The organism is Rugamonas aquatica, from assembly GCF_009380215.1.
Classification (GTDB): domain Bacteria; phylum Pseudomonadota; class Gammaproteobacteria; order Burkholderiales; family Burkholderiaceae_D; genus Rugamonas; species Rugamonas aquatica_B.
The window spans coordinates 85,902-104,429 of the sequence record NZ_WHUG01000019.1; the positions used below are offsets into that span (position 1 = coordinate 85,902).

The following is an 18,528-nucleotide window of genomic DNA, read 5'->3' on the forward strand; positions in this document are numbered from 1 at the left end:
CGCCGCGCCATGGCGCACCCGCTACATTGCGGAGATGGCCCGCCCTCTCAGACTCGAATTTCCCGGAGCACTCTATCACGTCACTTGCCGCGGCAATCGACGTGAACCTGTCTTTCGCGATCGCACGGATCGCCTGACCTGGCTCATGGAAATCGAGCGCGTCTGCCGCCGTTTTCATTTCGTCGTCCACGCGTTTTGCCAGATGACGAACCACTATCACATACTCATCGAGACGCCCGAAGGCAATCTTGGGCAGGGCATGCGTCAATTGAATAGCGCGTACTCGCAGTATTTCAATCGCCGCCATGAACTGGTCGGCCACGTGATGCAGGGCCGTTACCACGCCATCCTGGTTCAGAAAGAGACCTACCTGCGCGAGCTGGCACGCTACATCGTCTTGAATCCCGTGCGCGGCGGCATCGTGGAAGCTCCCGGGGATTGGGAGTGGAGCAGCTACCGCGCCATGACCGGCGAAACGCCTGCTCCAGGCTGGATGGCGACAGAATGGCTGCTGGCCTGCTTCGGCCCGGACCCGATGGCGGCGCGGGTAGCCTATCAACAGTTCGTCATGGCAGGCATGCGTTCGGACAGCCCGCTGAAGAACCTCAGCTTCCGATGCATTTTGGGGGATGCGACGTTCATCGCACGGCACAGAGAATCTGCGAAGGAAGCCAAGTCGGTGGAAATCGCGAGGGTGCAACGCCGCGCGCTGGCGATGACGCTTGAGGAATACGCACTGACATTCGCGCGACGCCAGGTCGCCATGGCAGAAGCCTATCGCTCCACCGCGTTTTCGATGCAGCAAATCGCCGCGCATTTCGGCGTGTCATTGAAGACGGTGAGCCGCGCCGTCGCCGCATTGGAACAAACTGAACTCACCGATGATCGACACGAGTGATGAGCTCGTGTCCAAATGTCAGACTTGACCCCGGAGTTTTTGTAGCTGGGCCAGGTTGCGCTGTTGGTGGGCGTCGGCGCCGGCGATTTCGATGTCGGCGCGCAGGCCCTGCCGGGCTTGCTCGATGCGGGCGCTGTCTTGCGGCGCCAGTTCCAGCAGGCTGCTCAGATAAGTGGCGCCCCATTGCAGGCGCGTCGCCGGGCCTGACGCCGCTTGCCACGCTTTGCCGTACCAGTCCAGCACAGCTGCCGCATCGCCGCGCCGCTTGGCGCTGGATGCCAGGCTCAACATGAAGTAGTACGGTGCATGCGAACGCGGCAGTTCTGCCAGCAGCACCTGCTCGGCCTGCGCCGACAAGCCCGCGTCGTTCAGCGCGCTCACCGCCGTGTTGACCAGCGTGTGACGTTCATACGGATCGGTCGATGCGGCCAGGGCCTCTTCCACCCGCAGTTTCACGAGTTCCTGCAAGCCTTGCGTCGGCGCCAGCAGGCGGCCCAGGCGCATTTGCAGACGCACCGCCGTCAAGCGATCCGGTGCGCTGAGCCAGAAATCGTCGGCCCATTGCGCGGCCGCGCCGCCCAGCGCCGCCACCAATTCTTCGCGGCGCGTGGCGTACTTGATCAGGTTGATGCCGCTGTTGCCGAGGATGTCCATGTTGGAGCGCGCCAGACGCGCATCGCCAAACACCTTCAGCAGCAAGGCGGCGTTGGCCGCCGCATCGATATCCTTGCCGGCCGTGGCCAGCTGCGCGTGCAGTTGCAGGCGCACCGATGCGTCGGCGTCATCGCAGGCATGCACCAGCGCCAGCAGCGTCGGCGCCAGCGCGCGCGTACCCAGCAGGCGGCCTTCGTCGGTATCCCAGGAATAATGGCTCAGCAGCGACCACTCGCCGGCGCTGAGCTTGCGCTCACCGGACAAGGCAGCCGCCAGCGCCGCCGCAGCCGACGAGCCGGCCGCATGCACGGCCAGCGCCGTGTCGAAGGCGGCCACGAACAGCTCACCGTCCAGCTCGCACGGCAGGCGCGTGATTTCGCTGCCGTCCGGCGCGTACAGCACCAGCGTCGGATAGCTGCGCAGGCCATGGCGCGCGGCCAGGCCTTGCGCGCCGGCGCTGTCGCCGTCGAGGTGGTAGCACACCGCCGCCGCCGAGCGCTGCACGAACTCGTCGCGCGCGAAGATGTCGGATTTGACGCGGTTGCAGGGCGGGCACCAGACCGCGCCCCAGTACAGGAACAGCGGCCGCTGCTGCTGGGCCGCCAGTGCGAAAGCGGCGTCGAGGCCGCCGTGCTGCCATGCGATCGCCGCCATGCCGCCTAGTTCTCGCGCGCCAGGGCCAGGAACTCGGTGCGCATCGCCAGATTGGGCTGCAGCTCGCCGAGCATGGCCGAGGTGACGGTTTCTTCGCCCGGCGTGCGGATGCCGCGGCTTTCCATGCACAGGTGGCGGCACTTGACCACCACGCCGACCGCTTTCGGCTCCAGCACTTCCATCAGCGCGTTGGCGATCTGCATGGTCATGCGTTCCTGCACCTGCAGGCGCTTGGCGAAGCAGTCCACCAGGCGGGTCAGCTTGGACAGGCCGACGATCTTGCCGTTCGGGACGTAGCCGACAGTGGCCTTGCCGAAGAACGGCGCCAGGTGGTGTTCGCAATGGCTGTAGACCGGGATGCCGCGCACCACGATCAGTTCGTTGTACTGCTCGGCGCCGTCTTCGAAGGCTTTCAGCAGCTCGACCGGGTCCTGGCCGTAGCCGGAAGTCCAGTGTTTCCATGCCTTGGTGACGCGGGCCGGCGTTTCCACCAGGCCCGGGCGGTCGGGATCTTCACCGAAACTGGCGATCAGGCGACGCCAGTCGCCTTCCGAGAATTCTTTTTGAGACATGATGAAACACCTTTTTTTTACGATTGCCGACAGTATATAGAAATCCGCGGCACCGCACCCGCTAGGCCCGCGGCCGGTAGGTCTTCAGCAGCTCGGCCGCGATCGACACCGTGGTGGTCATGTCCGGCCACTCGTCGCCCGGCCCGAACCAGCGGGCGTCGGCGATTTCGCTCGGATCGACGCGGATGTCGCCGTCCAGATACTCGGCCGTGTAGGCGATCATCAGCGAATGCGGGAACGGCCACGACTGGCTGCCGAAGTATTTCAGGTTGTGCACCCGCAGCCCGACCTCCTCGTACACCTCGCGGTGCACCGCCTCCTCGATCGACTCGCCGGCCTCCAGGAAACCGGCCAGCGCCGTGTAGCGCTTGTACGGCGCGTTGGCGTGCATGGCCAGCAGCACTTGCTCGCCCTTGCGTATCAACACCATCATGGCCGGCGAGATGCGCGGATAGGCGCTCATGCCGCAGTTCGGACACTGGTAGCAGCGCTCGCCCTCCAGCTGCCGCATCGGCGTCGCGCACACGCCGCAGTAGCGGTGCGTGCGCGCCCATTCGGCCAGCTGATAGGCGCGCCCGGCCAGCGCCGCGAAGCCTTCGTCGACCAGGCCGAACAGCGAGCGCAGGCCGTGATAGCCGTACTCCGGCCCCGGCACATCGGGCTGCTCGACCCACGCCAGCTGGTAGTAGCGGCCCTCCCACTCGCCCAGCGCATGGAAGCGCTCCGGCGGCAAATTGAGCGCGGCGAGCGCCTGCGCGTCGGGCAAGCCCAGAATTTCGTTGCGCAAAAGCAACTCTCCGCGATGGAACACGAAAGTTAGCGGATGGTCATGATTTTGCGGACGGATCAGCGGGGTAAATGTGGCGGGAGTCAGCAGCATGGCGGGGAAGCTCTGGTTGGATCGCAAAACATGATCTTACAGTGTTTCCTAAATGATTATTTTAGGCCGCTGCAATTGATGACACGGGGATGACAAAAAGCGCGCTAAGTCATTGTTTTCAGACCAAGATTTAAACTACTTTTGCCGCTGTACTCTCCGTATGAGTTCGTTTGGCGGTACTATATATTTCCGTAAGGAGAATACTTAACATGCCATCTATCGTACCTGGTTTAAACACCGACCAAATCGCCAGCCTGCAGACCAGTCAGATCGCTTTTCTGACGACTGCGGATATCGTGCTGCTCTCGACTTTGCAAATGACCGCATGGAGCACCACGCAGCTCGCCGCTTTTGGCACCAGCCAGTTACGAGCCCTGTCCACCCAGAACCTGCAAGCGCTCAACACGCAGCAGCTCGGTTATGGCTTCACCACCAAACAGATCGCCGCGCTGACCACGGGCCAGATCGTCAGCCTGAGCACCAACCAGCTGGTCCACGGCCTCACCACCGACCAGTTCGCCTCGCTGGCGACCGTGCAGGTGGCCGCGCTCGGCACCCAGCAATTGTCCATCGTCGGCACCGACGACATCGCCGCGCTGCGCAGCAGCCAGCTGGTGGCGCTGAGCACCGCGCAATTGCGCTCGCTGACCACCGACCAGATCGTCTCGCTGAGCAGCAGCCAGGCCGCCTCGCTGCAAACCCGCCAGATCGCCGCGCTGAGCAGCAACCAGCTGGCCGCGATCGACACCGACGACATCGCCGCGCTCAGCACGCAGCAATTGAACGCGCTGGCCACCAGCCAGCTGGGCGCGCTGACCACGGCGCAGATGGCCGCGCTGCGCACCGCGCAAAGCAGCAACCTGTCGACCCTGCAGATCAGCGCCCTCGGCACCGACCAGCTGGCCGCGCTGGGCACCGACGGCTTCGCCGCGCTGAAGACCGCGCAGATCGCCGCGCTGACCACCAAGCAGTTCGCCGCCCTCAGCACCGACCAGATCGTCGCGCTGACCACCGCGCAGACCGCCGCGCTGACCACGCTGCAACTGGGCCAGATGTCCAGCACCCAGCTGGCCGCGATGGAAACCCAGGACTTCGCCGCGCTCAAGAGCCAGCAGTTGAACGCGCTGAGCACCGCCACCACCGCCGTGCTCAGCACCGACCAGATCGCCGCATTGACCACGGCCCAGATCGCCGCGATGCGCAGCAGCCAGCTGCGCGGCCTGTCCACCGACCAGATCGTCGCGCTGACCACCGCGCAAGTGGCCGCGCTGGGCACGCAGCAAGTCATCGTGCTGACCTCCGACCAGGTGGCCGCGATTGAAACCCGCGACCTGGCCGCGATGAAGACGGCCCAGGTGGCCGCCTTCACCACCGCCCAGATCAACGCGCTGGGCACGGCCCAGCTGGCCGGCCTGACCACCGCGCAAGCGGCCGGCCTCGCCACGCAACAGCTGGCGGCGCTGAGCACCACGCTGCTGACCGCGATGGAAACGCAAGACCTGGCCGCGCTGCGCACCCAGCAGATCGCCGCCCTGGCCACCGGCGGCATCGCCGCGCTCGGCACCGACCAGATCGCCGCGCTGACCTCGCTGCAAATGGGCGCGCTGAAGACCACGCAACTGGCCGCGCTGGGCACCGACCAGATCGCCGCACTGAACACCGCACAAGTGGCCGGCCTGGCCTCGCAACAAGTGGCCGCGCTGTCGACCACGCAGCTGACCGCGTTCAGCACCGCCAACCTGGCCTCGCTCAAAACCCAGCAGCTGGCCGCCATGGGCACCAGCCAGATCGCCGCCCTCAGCACCGACCAGATCGTCGCGCTGAAAACCGCGCAAGCCAACGCCCTGAGCTCGCTGCAACTGTCGGCGCTGTCCAGCGACCAGTTGAACGCGATGAGCACGCAAGACCTGGCCGCCTTGCGCAGCCAGCAGCTGGGCGGCCTGAGCACCAGCAACGTCCGCAGCCTCACCACCGACCAGATCGCCGCGCTGACCACGGCCCAGCTGGCCGCGCTGAGCACCCAGCAGATCGTCGCCCTCGACAGCAACCAGATCGTCGCGCTGACCACCGGCCAAGCCACCTCGCTGACCACGCGCCAGGTCGCCGCCCTGAGCAGCAGCCAGGTCGCCGCGCTGGAAACCCGCGACCTCGCCGCGCTGAAGACCGCGCAGCTGGCGGCGCTGAGCACCGCCCAGTTCTCCGCGCTGGGCACCGACCAGATCGTCGGCCTGAGCTCGCTGCAAGTGGCTGCGCTGGCCACCCAGCTGATCGCCGCGCTGAGCACCGACCAGATCGCCGCGATGGAAACCCAGGACCTGGTCGCGCTGAAATCGCAGCAGGCCGCCGCGCTGAACACCAGCGCCGTCGCCGCGCTGACCACGGCGCAGTTCGCCGCGCTGTCCAGCGTCCAGCTGAGCAACTTCACCACGGCCCAGGTCGCCGCGCTGACCACCGACCAGATCGTCGCGCTGACCACCGCGCAGGCCGCCACGCTGAGCACGCGTGAAATCGCCGCGCTGTCGTCCAACCAGCTGAACGCGCTGGAAACAGCCGACTTCGCCGCGCTGAAAACCGCGCAAATCGTCGCCCTGACCTCGGCCCAGGTGGCCTCGCTGAGCACCGACCTGATCGTCGCCCTGACCACCGCCCAGGCCGGCGCGCTGACGCCGGCGCAACTGGGCGCCCTGAGCAGCGACCAGCTCAACGCGATGGAGACCCAGGATTTCGCCGCGCTGCAGACCAGCCAGCTGCTGGGCCTGGGCACCAAGGCCATCGCCACGCTGACCATCGGCCAGGTGGCCGCGCTGAAAACTTCGCAGATCGTCCAGCTGACGTCCGACCAGATCCGCGTGCTCAACTCGGCCCAGCTGGGCGCACTGAACACCGCGCAAGTGAACGCCTTCACCACCGCCCAGATCGGCGCCCTGCTGACCGAACAAGTGGCCGTGCTGACCACCACCGACTGGGCGTCGCTGAAATCGACCCAGCTCAACGCGCTGGGTTCAAACCAGCTGGCCGCCGTCACCACCGACCAGATCGTCGCGCTGACCTCGCTGCAAGCGGGCGCGCTGGCGACCCAGCAGATCGCCCAGCTGTCCACCGACCAGATCGTCGCGCTGGAAACGGCCGACCTGTCGGCGCTGAAGACGCAGCAAGTGCTGGCGCTCGGCACGTCCGCCGTGGCCGCCATCACCACCGCGCAACTGCAAGCGATGAAGACCCAGCAGCTGGCCGCCCTGAGCAGCAAGCAGCTGGCCGCGCTCAGCACCGACCAGATCGTCGCGCTGACCACCGCCCAGGCCAGCAACCTGGGCAGCCAGCAACTGGCGGCGCTGTCCAGCGACCAGCTGCTGGCCATCGAAACCGAAGACCTGGCCGCGCTGAAGACCGCGCAACTGGCCGCCCTCGGCACCGGCCAGGTCAGCCTGCTGAGCACCGACCAGATCGTCGCGCTGACCAGCGCGCAGTTCGCCAGCCTGAGCACGCGCCAGCTGCAGTCGCTGAGCACCGGCCAGATCGTGGCGATGGAAACCCGCGACCTGGCCGCGCTGCGCACCGCGCAGATCGCCGGCCTGAGCACCGACCACCTGAACGCGCTGACCAGCACCCAGCTGCAAGCGCTGACCACGGCCCAGCTGGCCGCGCTGGCCAGCAGCCAGCTGGCCGCGCTGTCCACCGCGCAGATCGCCAACCTGAGCACCGTCCAGGTCAGCAGCCTGGTGACCGCGCAAGTGGCCATGCTGAGCAGCGACCAGCTGGTCGCGCTCGGCACGCAAGGCTTGTCGCTGATGAGAACCGTGCAGATCGCCGCGCTCAAAACGGCGCAGATCGCCACGCTGAACAGCGACCAGATCGTCGCGCTGACCACCCTGCAGGTCAGCAACCTGGGCACGCAGCAAGTCGCCGCCCTCAGCAGCGACCAGTTGAACGCCATGGAAAGCCAGGACTTCGCCGCGCTGAAAACGGCGCAGTTCGCCGCGCTGGGCACCGACGTCATCGCCAGCCTGACCACCGCCCAGATCACCGCGCTGACCACCACGCAAGTGTCCAGCCTGAGCACGCGCCAGCTGGCCGCGCTCGGCACCGCGCAATTGCAGGCGTTCTCCAGCGCCGACATCGCCGCGCTGCGCACCGCGCAAATCCTGGCCCTCAGCACCGACCAGCTCGACGCGCTGGGCAGCGACCAGTTCCGCGCCCTGAGCATCGCGCAATTGGCGGCCCTGAGCAGCGCCCAGTTCCAGGCGCTGACCACCGACCAGATCGTCGCGCTGAGCACGCAGCAGGCCGCCAACCTCGGCACCGCCCAGGTGCGCGCGCTGAGCGCCACCCAGCTGGCCGCGCTGGAAACGCAAGACCTGGCCGCCTTCAAGACGCAGCAGGTCGCCGCGCTGAGCACCGCCCAGTTCGTCCTGCTGAGCAGCGACCAGATCGCCGGCCTGAGCGCCGCCCAAGTGGCGTCGCTGACTTCGCAGCAATTGACGGCGCTGGCCACCGACCAGGTGCGCGCGCTGGAAACCCAAGACCTGGCCGCGCTGCGCACCGCGCAGCTGCAATCGCTGAGCACCGACCAGCTCGACGCCATCAGCACCGACCAGCTGCAAGCGATGACGGCGGCCCAGCTGGCCTCGCTGAGCACCGCGCAATTCCAGGGCTTGCAGACTGCACAGATCACCGCGCTGACCACGGCGCAAGTGGCGGCGCTGGCCACCGGCCAGGTCGCCAGCCTGACCGCCGGCCAGCTGGCCGCGCTCAACACCGATGAAATCGCCGCGCTGAAGACGGTGCAGATCAACGCCCTGCGCACCGCGCAGATCACGCTGCTGAGCACCGACCAGATCATGGCGCTGACCAGCAACCAGGTCGGCTCGATGACCACCGCCCAGCTGTCCTCGCTGTCGTCCGACCAGATCGGCGCGCTGGGCACGGCCGACTTCGCCGCGCTGAGCGCCGCCCAGCTGGCCGCGCTGGGTGCGCTGAGCAACCTGAGCACCGACCAGATCCAGGCGCTGACGCTGAACCAGATCGCCGGCCTGACCACCGACCAGATTGCCGCCTTCACCACCAACCAGATCGTCGCGCTGACCACGCGCCAGATCGCCAGCGTCAGCACCGCCGACCTTTCCGTGCTGAGCAGCGACCAGCTGCGCGCGCTGGAATTGCAAGACCTGGCCGCGATGAAAACCGCGCAGATCGCCGCGCTGCGCACGCTGCAGATCACCCAGCTGACCACCGACCAGGTGCAGGCGCTGACCACGGCCCAGGCGGCCGGCCTGACCACTGGCCAGATCGCGGCGCTGACCACCGACCAGGTGCAGGCGCTGAGCAGCGATGAACTCGCCGCGCTGAAGACCGCGCAGATCGCCGCCCTCAGCAGCGACCAGATCGCCGCGCTGGCGCTGGCCCAGCTGCAGAGCCTGGGCGCGGCCCAGTTGAACGCCTTCGGCAGCGCCCAGATCCAGTCGCTGAGCACGGACCAGATCGTCGCGCTGACCACGCAGCAATTCCAGGGCCTGGGCACGGCCCAGGTGGCCGCGCTGAGCACGCAGCAATTGGGCGCGATTGAAACCGAAGACCTGGCCGCGCTGAAGACCGCGCAGATCGCCGCCCTCGGCACCAGCCAGGTGCAGGCGCTGGCGGCCGACCGCATCGCCGCGCTGACCACCGCGCAGGCGCAGGCGCTGACCACCAACCAGCTGCTGGCGCTGAGCTCGGCACAGATCCAGGCCTTGAACACCGACGACCTGGGCGCGCTGAAGGCCGCGCAGATCGCCGCCCTCGGCAGCGACCAGCTCAACGCGCTGATCGTCGACCAGCTGCAGAGCCTGGGCTCGGCCCAGCTCAACGCGCTGACCACGGCGCAATTCCGCGCGCTGAGCACCACGCAGATCGCGCAGCTGACCACGCAGCAATACGCGCAACTGGGCACGGCGCAACTGGCCGCCCTCAGCTCCGACCAGCTGGCCACGATGGAACTGGAAGACCTGGCCGCGCTGCTGTCCAACCAGATCCTGGCGCTGGGCACCTTGCAGATCAGCCAGCTGGACCTGGCCCACATCAGCGCGCTGACCACGCTGCAGGTGGCCGCGCTGAGCAGCAACCAGCTGCTGGCGCTGTCGACCGACCAGTTGCAATCCATCACCACCGACGACCTGCAGGCGCTGAAGACCGCGCAAGTGCAGGCGCTCAGCACCAACCAGCTGATCTCGCTGACGATGGACCAGCTGCAAAACCTGACCACGGCGCAGATGGACGCGCTGACCTCGGCCCAGGCCGCCTCGCTGACCACCGCGCAGATCGCCGCGCTGACCACGCTGCAAGTCGACAACCTGGCGACCCGCCAGCTCGGCGCGCTGGGCAGCAACCAGATCGCCGCCATCAGCACCGACAACTTCGCCACGCTGTCGAGCACGCAGATCGGCGCGCTCAACGCCGCCCAGTTCGGCGCCATCACCACCGACCAGATCGTGGCCCTGAGCAGCATGCAGGCGGCCTCGCTGAGCACCGCGCAAGTGGCCGCCCTCAGCAGCGACCAGCTCGATGCGCTGGAAACGGCCGACTTCGTCGCGCTGAAATCGTCGCAGATCGCCGCCATCGGCAGCGCCAACATCGCCGCGCTGACCACCGGCCTGGTCAGCGCCCTGACCACCGCCCAGATCGTCGGCCTGAACAACGGCCAGATCGCCGCGCTGAGCACCGACCACATCACCGTGCTGGGCACCGCCCAGGTCGGCACGCTGAGCACCGCGCAGATCACCGCGCTCAGCACCAACCAGATCGTTGCCCTCAGCACCATGGACTTCGTGGCGCTGCGCAGCAACCAGCTGGCCGCGTTCAGCACGGCCCAGTTCGCCGCGCTGACCAGCGACCAGTTGAACGCGCTGTCGACCAACGCCTTCACCGGCCTGACCACGCAGATGCTGGCCTCGCTGACGGCCGCGCAATTCAGCCAGCTGAGCACCGCGCAGGTCGCCGCGCTGACCTCGCTGCAAGCGCCGTCGCTGAGCACCGCCCAGCTGGCCGCGTTCAGCACCGACCAGTTCGCCGTGCTGGGCACCAGCGCCATCAGCCACCTGCTGGCCGCGCAGTTCGCCACGCTGGGCACCGACCAGATCGTCGCCTTGAGCACCGCGCAAGTCCGCTCGCTGAGCAGCGTGCAATTGACCGCGCTGACCAGCAGCCAGGTCGGCGCGCTGGAAACGGCCGACCTGGCCGCGCTGAGCACCGCGCAAGTGAGCACGCTGGGCAGCGACCAGTTGCTGGCCCTGCTGACCGATCAGTTCGCCTCACTGAGCACCAGCCAGGTCGCGGCGCTGACGACCGACCAGGTCGCCGGCGGCCTGAGCACCGACCAGATCGTCGCGCTGACCACGGCGCAAGCGACGTCGCTGGCGACGCGCCAGGTGGCCGCGCTCACCACGGCCCAGATCGCCGCGCTGGAAACGGCCGACCTGTCATCCTTCACCACGCGCCAGATGGTGGCGCTGCGCAGCGACCAGATCGCCGTATTGGGCAGCGACCAGTTGAACGCGCTGACCACGGCCGAACTGGTGGCGCTGACCACCAGCCAACTCAGCAACGGCCTCAGCACGACCCAGCTGGCCGCGCTGGACAGCGCCCACATCACGGCGCTGGGCACGGCGCAGCTGGCCTACGGCCTGGGCAGCGACAGCATCGCCGCGCTGACCACCGACCAGATCGCCGCGCTGCGCACCGCGCAGACCGTCGCGCTGGCCACCAGCCAGGTGCAGGCGCTGACGACCGACCAGATCGTCGCGCTGAGCACCGCGCAAGTCTCGACGCTGAGCACGCAGCAAGTCGCGGCGCTCACCACCGACCAGATCATCGCGCTGGAAACCGTGGACGTGAACGCCATGAGCACGCGCCAGATCGCCGCGCTCGGCACGTCCCAGATCGCCTTCCTGGGCAGCGCCCAGCTCAACGCGCTGAGCCTGACGCAATTGGCCGCCTTCAGCACCGCCCAGCTGGCCAACGGCTTGCAGATCAACCAGGTGGCGGCGCTCGACACCGACCACATCGCCGCGCTCAGCACGGCGCAACTGGCCTACGGCCTGACCATCAACAACCTGCTGGCCCTGACCAGCGACCAGATCCGCGCGCTGAAAACCGCGCAGCTCGCCGCGCTGACCACCGCCCAGGCCAGCAGCCTGTCCACCGACCAGATCGCCGCCTTGCAGACGGCCCAGATCACCGGCCTGTCCACCGCGCAGATGCCGACGCTGACCGCCGACCAGCTGGCCGCGCTGAGCACCGCGCAAGTGGCCGCGCTGGACACGCAAGACCTGGCCGCGCTGACCGCCAGCCAGTTCACCGGCCTGTCCACCGACCAGACCGTCGCACTGACGACGGCGCAGATCCGCGGCCTGAAAACCGCGCAGATCGCCGCCATCGACGTGCCGCAGGTGAACGTCCTCAGCACCGACCAGATCGCCGCGCTGAGCACCGCGCAAGCGGCCTCGCTGAGCATCAACGCCATCGTCGCGCTGTCGACCAACCAGATCGGCGCCTTGCAGACGGCCGACGTGGCCGCGCTGGGCACGCTGCAGGTGTCCAGCCTCGATGTCAGCCAGTTGGCCGGCCTGAACACCGCGCAGATCCAGGCGCTGACCAGCCTGCAGCTGGGCGCGATGACGGCCGACCAGATGTTCGCGCTGAGCACCAGCCAGATCGCCGCGCTGCGCACCGCGCAGATCGGCTACCTGAACACCACGCAACTGGCCGCGCTGTCGAACACGCAGATCCAGGCGCTGACCACGGCGCAAGTCGCCAGCATCAAGCTCAGCCAGATCACCGCGCTGACGGTGGACCAGATCGCCGCGTTCAGCACCGACCAGCTGCAAGCCGTGACCGCTTCGCAGATCCAGACGCTGACCAGCACCCAGCTCAACTCGCTGACCGGCACGCAGGCCGCGGCGCTGACCACCACGCAGATGGCGGCGCTGAAAAACGCCCAGATCGCCGCGCTGACCATCGACCAGATCAACGCCTTCACCACCACGCAACTGGGCGCCTGGACCACCAGCCAGCTCGGTTCGCTGACGGCGACGCAGATCGGCTACCTGTCGACCACGCAGATCGCCGGCCTGACCAATGCGCAAGTGGCCGGCCTGAAAACCAGCCAGCTGATCGTCTTCACCACCGACCAGATCGCCGCGTTCACGGCCGGCCAGGTGCCATCGCTGACCACGGCCGGCCTGGCCGCGCTCAGCGTCACCCAGGCCAACGCCTTCACCGGCGGCCAGATCGGCGCGATGTCGGTCACGCAGACCATGGCGCTGAACGCTTCGTCGAGCAACTACGCCACGCCGCTGGTGCTGGACCTGGATGGCAACGGCGTGCAAACGCTGGGCATCGCGGCCGGCGTGCAGTTCGACATCCGCGCCGAAGGCAAGAAAGTCAACACCGGCTGGGTCGACGCCCACGACGGCTTGCTGGCCCTGGACCGCAACGGCGACGGCGTCATCAACGACGGCGGCGAACTGTTCGGCAGCGCCACCACCCTGGCGGACGGTAGTGCGACCACTGGTCGCACGGCCGCCGACGGCTACGCCGCGCTGAAGTCGCTCGACAGCAACGGCGACGGCCAGATCACCAGCGCCGACAGCGCCTTTGGCGCGCTGCGGGTCTGGGTGGACGCCAACTCCGACGGCGTCAGCCAGGCGGACGAGCTGAAGACGCTGGGTCAGCTGGGCATCGCCGCGATCGGCACCGACGCCAAGCACACGCTGACGCTACAGAACGGCAACGCCATCGGCATGACGTCGAGCTATACCGGCACCGACGGCAGCACCCACGCCAGCGCCGACGTCTGGTTCCTGGCGCAGAAGACCGCGACCACGGCCGCGGCCACGCTGCAGCAACAGGTGAGCGGCCTGAGCAACGCGATGGCGACGTATGCCAGCGCGGCCGCTGCGGCGCCCGCGCCACAGGCGGCGCTGACCAAGCCGAGCGATGCGGCAACAAGCGATGCCAATGCACAAGCACTGGCCGACGCCATGCAGCACTACCGCAGCCGCCAGGCGCTGCAAGGCGCCGCCGCGGCGCTGAGCAACCAGCACGAAGATGCCGCGCGCAACGCCGGCACCTGGTTCAGCGTTCCCAACCGCTAATCCGGAAACCGTCGTTCCCGCGCAAGCGGGAACCCATGCTGAGCCAGCTTCGGAGGCTCAGCATGGTCTCCCGCCTGCGCGGGAGCGACGCGGCGCTTGCCTATCTGTTGAGCAGGTGGGGTTTTACAGTCTTGCTCCTGTGCCAAAAGTTGCCCCTTACCCTGCGACAAAAAGGTATGATAGTGCGTACCTTTTATGGCTCATCCCATCCTAAGCCTAGCTATGACCGCACAAGTACCTGCCGCACCCGCTCCCATCGATAACAGCCCGCTGGGCACCGTTATGGCACTGGCCGTCAAAGGCGCGCTGTCCATCGGCGACCTGTTCGGCGCCGCCGCCGTGTTGCAGGAAAGTGGACAACTGCCCGCCGCCATCGCCCTGTACCGCGCCTGGATCGACCACACGCCGTCGCCGCTGGTCTACGCCGCCTGCTTCAACCTGGCCGTGGTGCTGTCCAATTCCGGCGACGACGCCGGCGCCGAAGCCGTGCTGCGCAAGGCCATCGCCCAGAACCCCGGCTTCGTCGAAGCCCGCCTCAACCTGGGCACGCTGCTGGAACGCACCGGCCGCCCGGACGACGCGCTGGCGATGTGGAAAACCATCCTTACCGATGAAGTGCAACCGGATATCAAGACCAATCCGACGCTGTACGTGCAAACCCTGAACAACCTCGGCCGCCTGCTGGAAATCCGCAAGCGCTATCCCGAGGCCGAAGCCATGCTGGCGCTGAGCCTGCGCGTCGATCCGCAACAGGCCAACGTCATGACCCACTGGGTCCACCTGCGCCAGAAACAGTGCGAATGGCCGGTCTACAGCGGCCTCGAACACATCTCGGTCGCTACCATGATGGACGGCACTTCGGCGCTGGCCATGCTCAGCGCCTCGGCCGATCCGGCCCAGCAGCTGGCCGCCGCGCGCCGCTTCGTCAACGAGAAAGTCAACGCCGCCGTCGCGCCGCTGACCGGCCAGCATGGCTACGGCCACGGCCGCCTGCGCATCGGCTACCTGTCGTCGGACTTTTGCTCGCACGCCGTGTCCATCCTGACCGCCGAACTGTACGAGCTGCACGACCGCAGCAAGTTCGAGGTCTACGCCTTCAGCTGGAGCCGCGAAGACGGCTCGCCGATCCGCGCCCGCGTGGTCAAGGCCATGGACCACTACATCCGCATCGACAAGCTGAGCGACGAGCAGGCCGCGCGCACCATCCGCGCCCACGAAATCGACATCCTGGTCGACCTGCACGGCCTGACCTTGGGCGCGCGCCCCAACATCCTGGCCTACCGCCCGGCGCCGGTGCAGCTGACCTACCTCGGCTTCCCCGGCAGCACCGGCCTGCCCGGCGTCGATTACGTGATCGCCGACGAATTCCTGATCACGCCGGAAATGACCAAGGACTTCACCGAGAAGCCGCTGTACCTGCCGGACACCTTCCAGATCAACGACCGCCAGCGCCTGATCGCCGCCAAGCCGAACCGCGCCAGCGTCAACCTGCCGGAAGACGCCTTCGTCTTCGTCTCGTTCAACAACAACTTCAAGTTCACGCCCGACCTGTTCACGGTGTGGATGAACATCCTGCGCCGCGTGCCGAACAGCGTGCTGTGGCTGGTGGCCGACTATCCGGAAGTGCGCGAAAACCTGTACCGCTACGCCGAGGAAGCCGGCATCGACCGCAACCGCCTGATCTTCAACAGCCGCGCCGTGCCGGCCGAATACCTGGCGCGCTACCAGCTGGCCGACCTGTTCCTCGACACCTTCCCGTTCAACGCCGGCACCACCGCCAGCGACGCTCTGTGGGCCGGCCTGCCGCTGCTGACCTGCGCCGGTCAGACCTTCTCGTCGCGCATGGCGGGCAGCCTGCTGCGCGCGGTCGACCTGCCGCAGCTGATTACCTACAACTTCGCCGATTACGAAGAGAAGGCCGTGGCGCTGGCCAACGACCCGGCCCGCATCGCCTCGATGAAGCGCCAGCTGGCCGCCAACCGCCTGACCTGCCCGCTGTTCGACAGCCCGCGCTTCGTGCGCAACCTGGAAGCGGCGCTGCAGAAAGTCGCCAAGCCGGCCGCGCCGCGCCTGGCCGCGCCGGAACACGCGGTGCGTCCGCAGGAGCCGTCGGAGCACACCCTGGCCGAACCGGTGCGCATCGCCGACATCCCCATCGTCACCGTGTCCTACAACGCGCCCGACCTGATCGAAGCGCTGCTGCGCACGCTGCGCCAGTTCTACGGCAACCGCGTGTACGTGATCGACGGCTCAAATCCCGACGTCGCCGAAAAAATCCGCGCCATCACCGACGGCTACGACAACGTCGAGTTCATTCCCTTCGGCTACAACATCCACCACGGCCCCGGCATGGCCTGGGCGCTCAGCCACCTGGGCCTGTCGGGCGAGGTGCTGTTCCTCGATTCCGACGTCGAGGTCCTCAAGGCCGGCTTCCTGGAATCGCTGCACAGCCAGCTGCGTCCGGAAATGTACGGCGTCGGCAACGTCCAGTGGGTCAACGAAGTGGGCCACAGCCGCGACGCCGACGGCATCCCTTATCTGCACCCGGCCTGCATGCTGGTGAACGCCGAAGTGATGCGCCAGTGGCCGCTGCCGATCAAGCACGGCGCGCCGCTGCTGCCGGCCATGCTGGCGATGCACCAGGCCGGCAAGAGCAGCCTGATGCACAGCGTCGACTGGGTGCGCAACGACTTCGCCCGCGAACCGACCCGCACCTACATCAAGCACGACTGGCAGGGCACGGTGATACGCACCGGCGGCTACCACTACGACCTGCCGAGCGCCACCAGCGAAGTCAATACCGACCTGCTGACCTTCATGCCGCCCACCGCCGGCAAGGTGGTGGAGCTGGGCTGCGGCGACGGCGCTTTCGCCAAGGCTTACCGCGCCCGCAACCCGCTGGCCAACTACACCGGCATCGAAGCCGATCCGGCGCCGGCCCAGGCCGCGCGGCCGCATTGCGACTTCGTGTTCAACCTCGACATCGAACACGCCGGCCCCGACCTGTGGGACCACGTGCGCGGCGCCGACTGCTGGGTCATGGACGAGGCGCTGGAAGCGACCGACGACCCGTGGACGCTGCTGCAGAAAGTGCGCACCAGCATCGCGCCGGGCGGCCGCATCGTCGCCACCATCCGCAACTTCCAGCACTGGAGCGTGCAGGCGCGGCTGAACGCCGGCGACATGCGCTACGGTCCTGGCGGCATTGAAAAATCGCGCAAGCGCATCTTCACCCGTGGCGCCATGCTGGAACTGTTCCAGCAGGCCGGCTTCCAGATCGCCGGCGGCAGCGCCCGCATCATCGACGAACCGGCGCGCGAAAAATACCTGCCGGCGATCCGCATGATGGCTGGCGCCAGCGGCCTCGATCCGGTGGTGGCGGTGGAAGACGCGCTGCCTTGGCAATACATCGTGGTGGCTGTCGCCGCCTAAGCCTGGAGCCTGACATTCTATGAGTTTGCCATTAGTTAGCATCGTTATCCCGTCGTACAAGCCGGGCCACTTCGAGGCCTGCCTGAAATCGGCGCTGGGCCAGAGTTATCCCAATATCGAGATCCTGGTCAGCGACAATTGCCCGACCGAGGCCATCAAGGACATGTGCGCCAAGTACAGCGGCCTGCTGATCTACCAGCGCAATTCGGCGCTGCGCGAGCAGAACGTGCTGACCGCGCTGTTCGCCGCCAAGGGCCAGCTGATCAAGCCGCTGTTCGACGACGACGTGCTGCATCCGTTCTGCGTCGAGCGCATGGTGGCGACGATGAATATGGACCCGGAAATCCAGCTGGTGTTCTCGTCGTCGCAGGTCATCAACGTCGACAACGAACGCACCGAGCTGCGCCGTCCCTACCAGGCCAGCGGCAGCATGACGGCGCGCGACATGCAGCGCAGCATGGTGCTGGGCATGCGCAACTTCGTCGGCGAGTTCAGCACCATCATGTTCCGCCGCGAGCGCCTGTGGGAAATCGGCCGCCACCTGTTCCGCTACCACAAGCACGACTGCACGCTGGGCCTGGCCGACGTGGCCGCCTACTTCAACCTGGCGCGCGACGGCAAGGTGTTCTACATCGACGAAGAACTGTCCTACTTCCGCCACGACCAGCGGCTGGAATCGAACAGCAACGTCAACAGCAATCCGAATTTCGGCTACTGCTTCTCCGACTACATCGACCTGCTGATCGAATCGTGCGACATCGGTCTGGTGGAGCCGGAAGAGCTGGTGGTGATGCAGCAGACGGTGGACGACGTGGCCGCCCGCCTGAGCGGCATCTTCCCCATGGTCGGCCGCTCGCAGCAGCGCTTCCACCAGGTGCTGGCGGCGCAAGGAGCAGCATCATGATGGACCAATGCAGGATGATCGAACTGCCGCCGCACCACGACGTGCGCGGCAACCTGTCGGTGATCGAAGGCGGCGTGCACATCCCCTTCGACATCAAGCGGGTCTACTACCTGTACGACGTGCCGGGCGGCTCGGCGCGCGCCGGCCACGGCCACATCGAACTGCAGCAGCTGTTCGTCGCCATGTCGGGCAGCTTCGACGTCATCGTCGACGACGGCTATGAACGCAAGAAGTTCCAGCTCAACCGCTCCTACTACGGCCTGTACGTGCCGGGCATGATGTGGCGCGAAGTGGAGAACTTCTCGTCCGGCGCGGTCTGCGTGGTGCTGGCCTCGACGCTGTACGACCCCAAAGACTACTACCACGACTACGATGAATTCGTGGCCGCGGCACACCAACCTAAGTGA

The 18,528-nt window shown here is 67.1% G+C and carries 8 protein-coding genes; 5 read left to right on the forward strand and 3 right to left on the reverse strand.

Annotated features, from left to right (window positions below):
• Window positions 1–34: 34 nt before the first annotated feature.
• Window positions 35–898: an REP-associated tyrosine transposase gene (locus tag GEV02_RS29595; protein WP_152841409.1), complete on the forward strand. Its 864-nt coding sequence runs from the start codon at window positions 35–37 to the stop codon at window positions 896–898.
• An 18-nt stretch (window positions 899–916) separates the two neighbouring features.
• Here the strand turns inward: GEV02_RS29595 and GEV02_RS29600 are convergent, their stop codons facing one another.
• The 3 genes from GEV02_RS29600 to nudC all read right to left on the reverse strand — a co-directional run bounded on the left by GEV02_RS29600 (window position 917) and on the right by nudC (window position 3,658).
• Window positions 917–2,206 carry a thioredoxin family protein gene (locus GEV02_RS29600; protein WP_152841410.1) on the reverse strand — a complete coding sequence of 430 codons (1,290 nt, stop codon included), beginning with the start codon at window positions 2,204–2,206 and terminating at the stop codon, window positions 917–919.
• Window positions 2,207–2,211: 5 nt separating this feature from the next.
• Window positions 2,212–2,778: a GTP cyclohydrolase I FolE gene (gene folE / locus GEV02_RS29605; protein ID WP_008453206.1), complete on the reverse strand. Its 567-nt coding sequence runs from the start codon at window positions 2,776–2,778 to the stop codon at window positions 2,212–2,214.
• 61 nt (window positions 2,779–2,839) lie between these two features.
• Window positions 2,840–3,658, reverse strand: a complete 819-nt coding sequence (gene nudC / locus GEV02_RS29610; protein WP_152841441.1) for an NAD(+) diphosphatase — start codon at window positions 3,656–3,658, stop codon at window positions 2,840–2,842.
• Window positions 3,659–3,867: 209 nt separating this feature from the next.
• Here nudC and GEV02_RS29615 point away from each other — a divergent pair, with 209 nt between their 5' ends.
• The 4 genes from GEV02_RS29615 to GEV02_RS29630 all read left to right on the forward strand — a co-directional run bounded on the left by GEV02_RS29615 (window position 3,868) and on the right by GEV02_RS29630 (window position 18,528).
• Window positions 3,868–13,785 (forward strand): beta strand repeat-containing protein, encoded by a 9,918-nt coding sequence (locus GEV02_RS29615; RefSeq protein WP_152841411.1) that lies wholly within the window; start codon window positions 3,868–3,870, stop codon window positions 13,783–13,785.
• A 222-nt stretch (window positions 13,786–14,007) separates the two neighbouring features.
• On the forward strand, window positions 14,008–17,217 hold the full coding sequence (locus GEV02_RS29620; protein WP_152841412.1) for an O-linked N-acetylglucosamine transferase family protein: 3,210 nt from the start codon (window positions 14,008–14,010) through the stop codon (window positions 17,215–17,217).
• Between the two features lie 19 nt (window positions 17,218–17,236).
• On the forward strand, window positions 17,237–18,121 hold the full coding sequence (locus tag GEV02_RS29625) for a glycosyltransferase (protein ID WP_152841413.1): 885 nt from the start codon (window positions 17,237–17,239) through the stop codon (window positions 18,119–18,121).
• Window positions 18,118–18,528 carry a sugar 3,4-ketoisomerase gene (locus GEV02_RS29630; RefSeq protein WP_152841414.1) on the forward strand — a complete coding sequence of 137 codons (411 nt, stop codon included), beginning with the start codon at window positions 18,118–18,120 and terminating at the stop codon, window positions 18,526–18,528. The genes GEV02_RS29625 and GEV02_RS29630 overlap by 4 nt, the downstream gene beginning before the upstream one ends.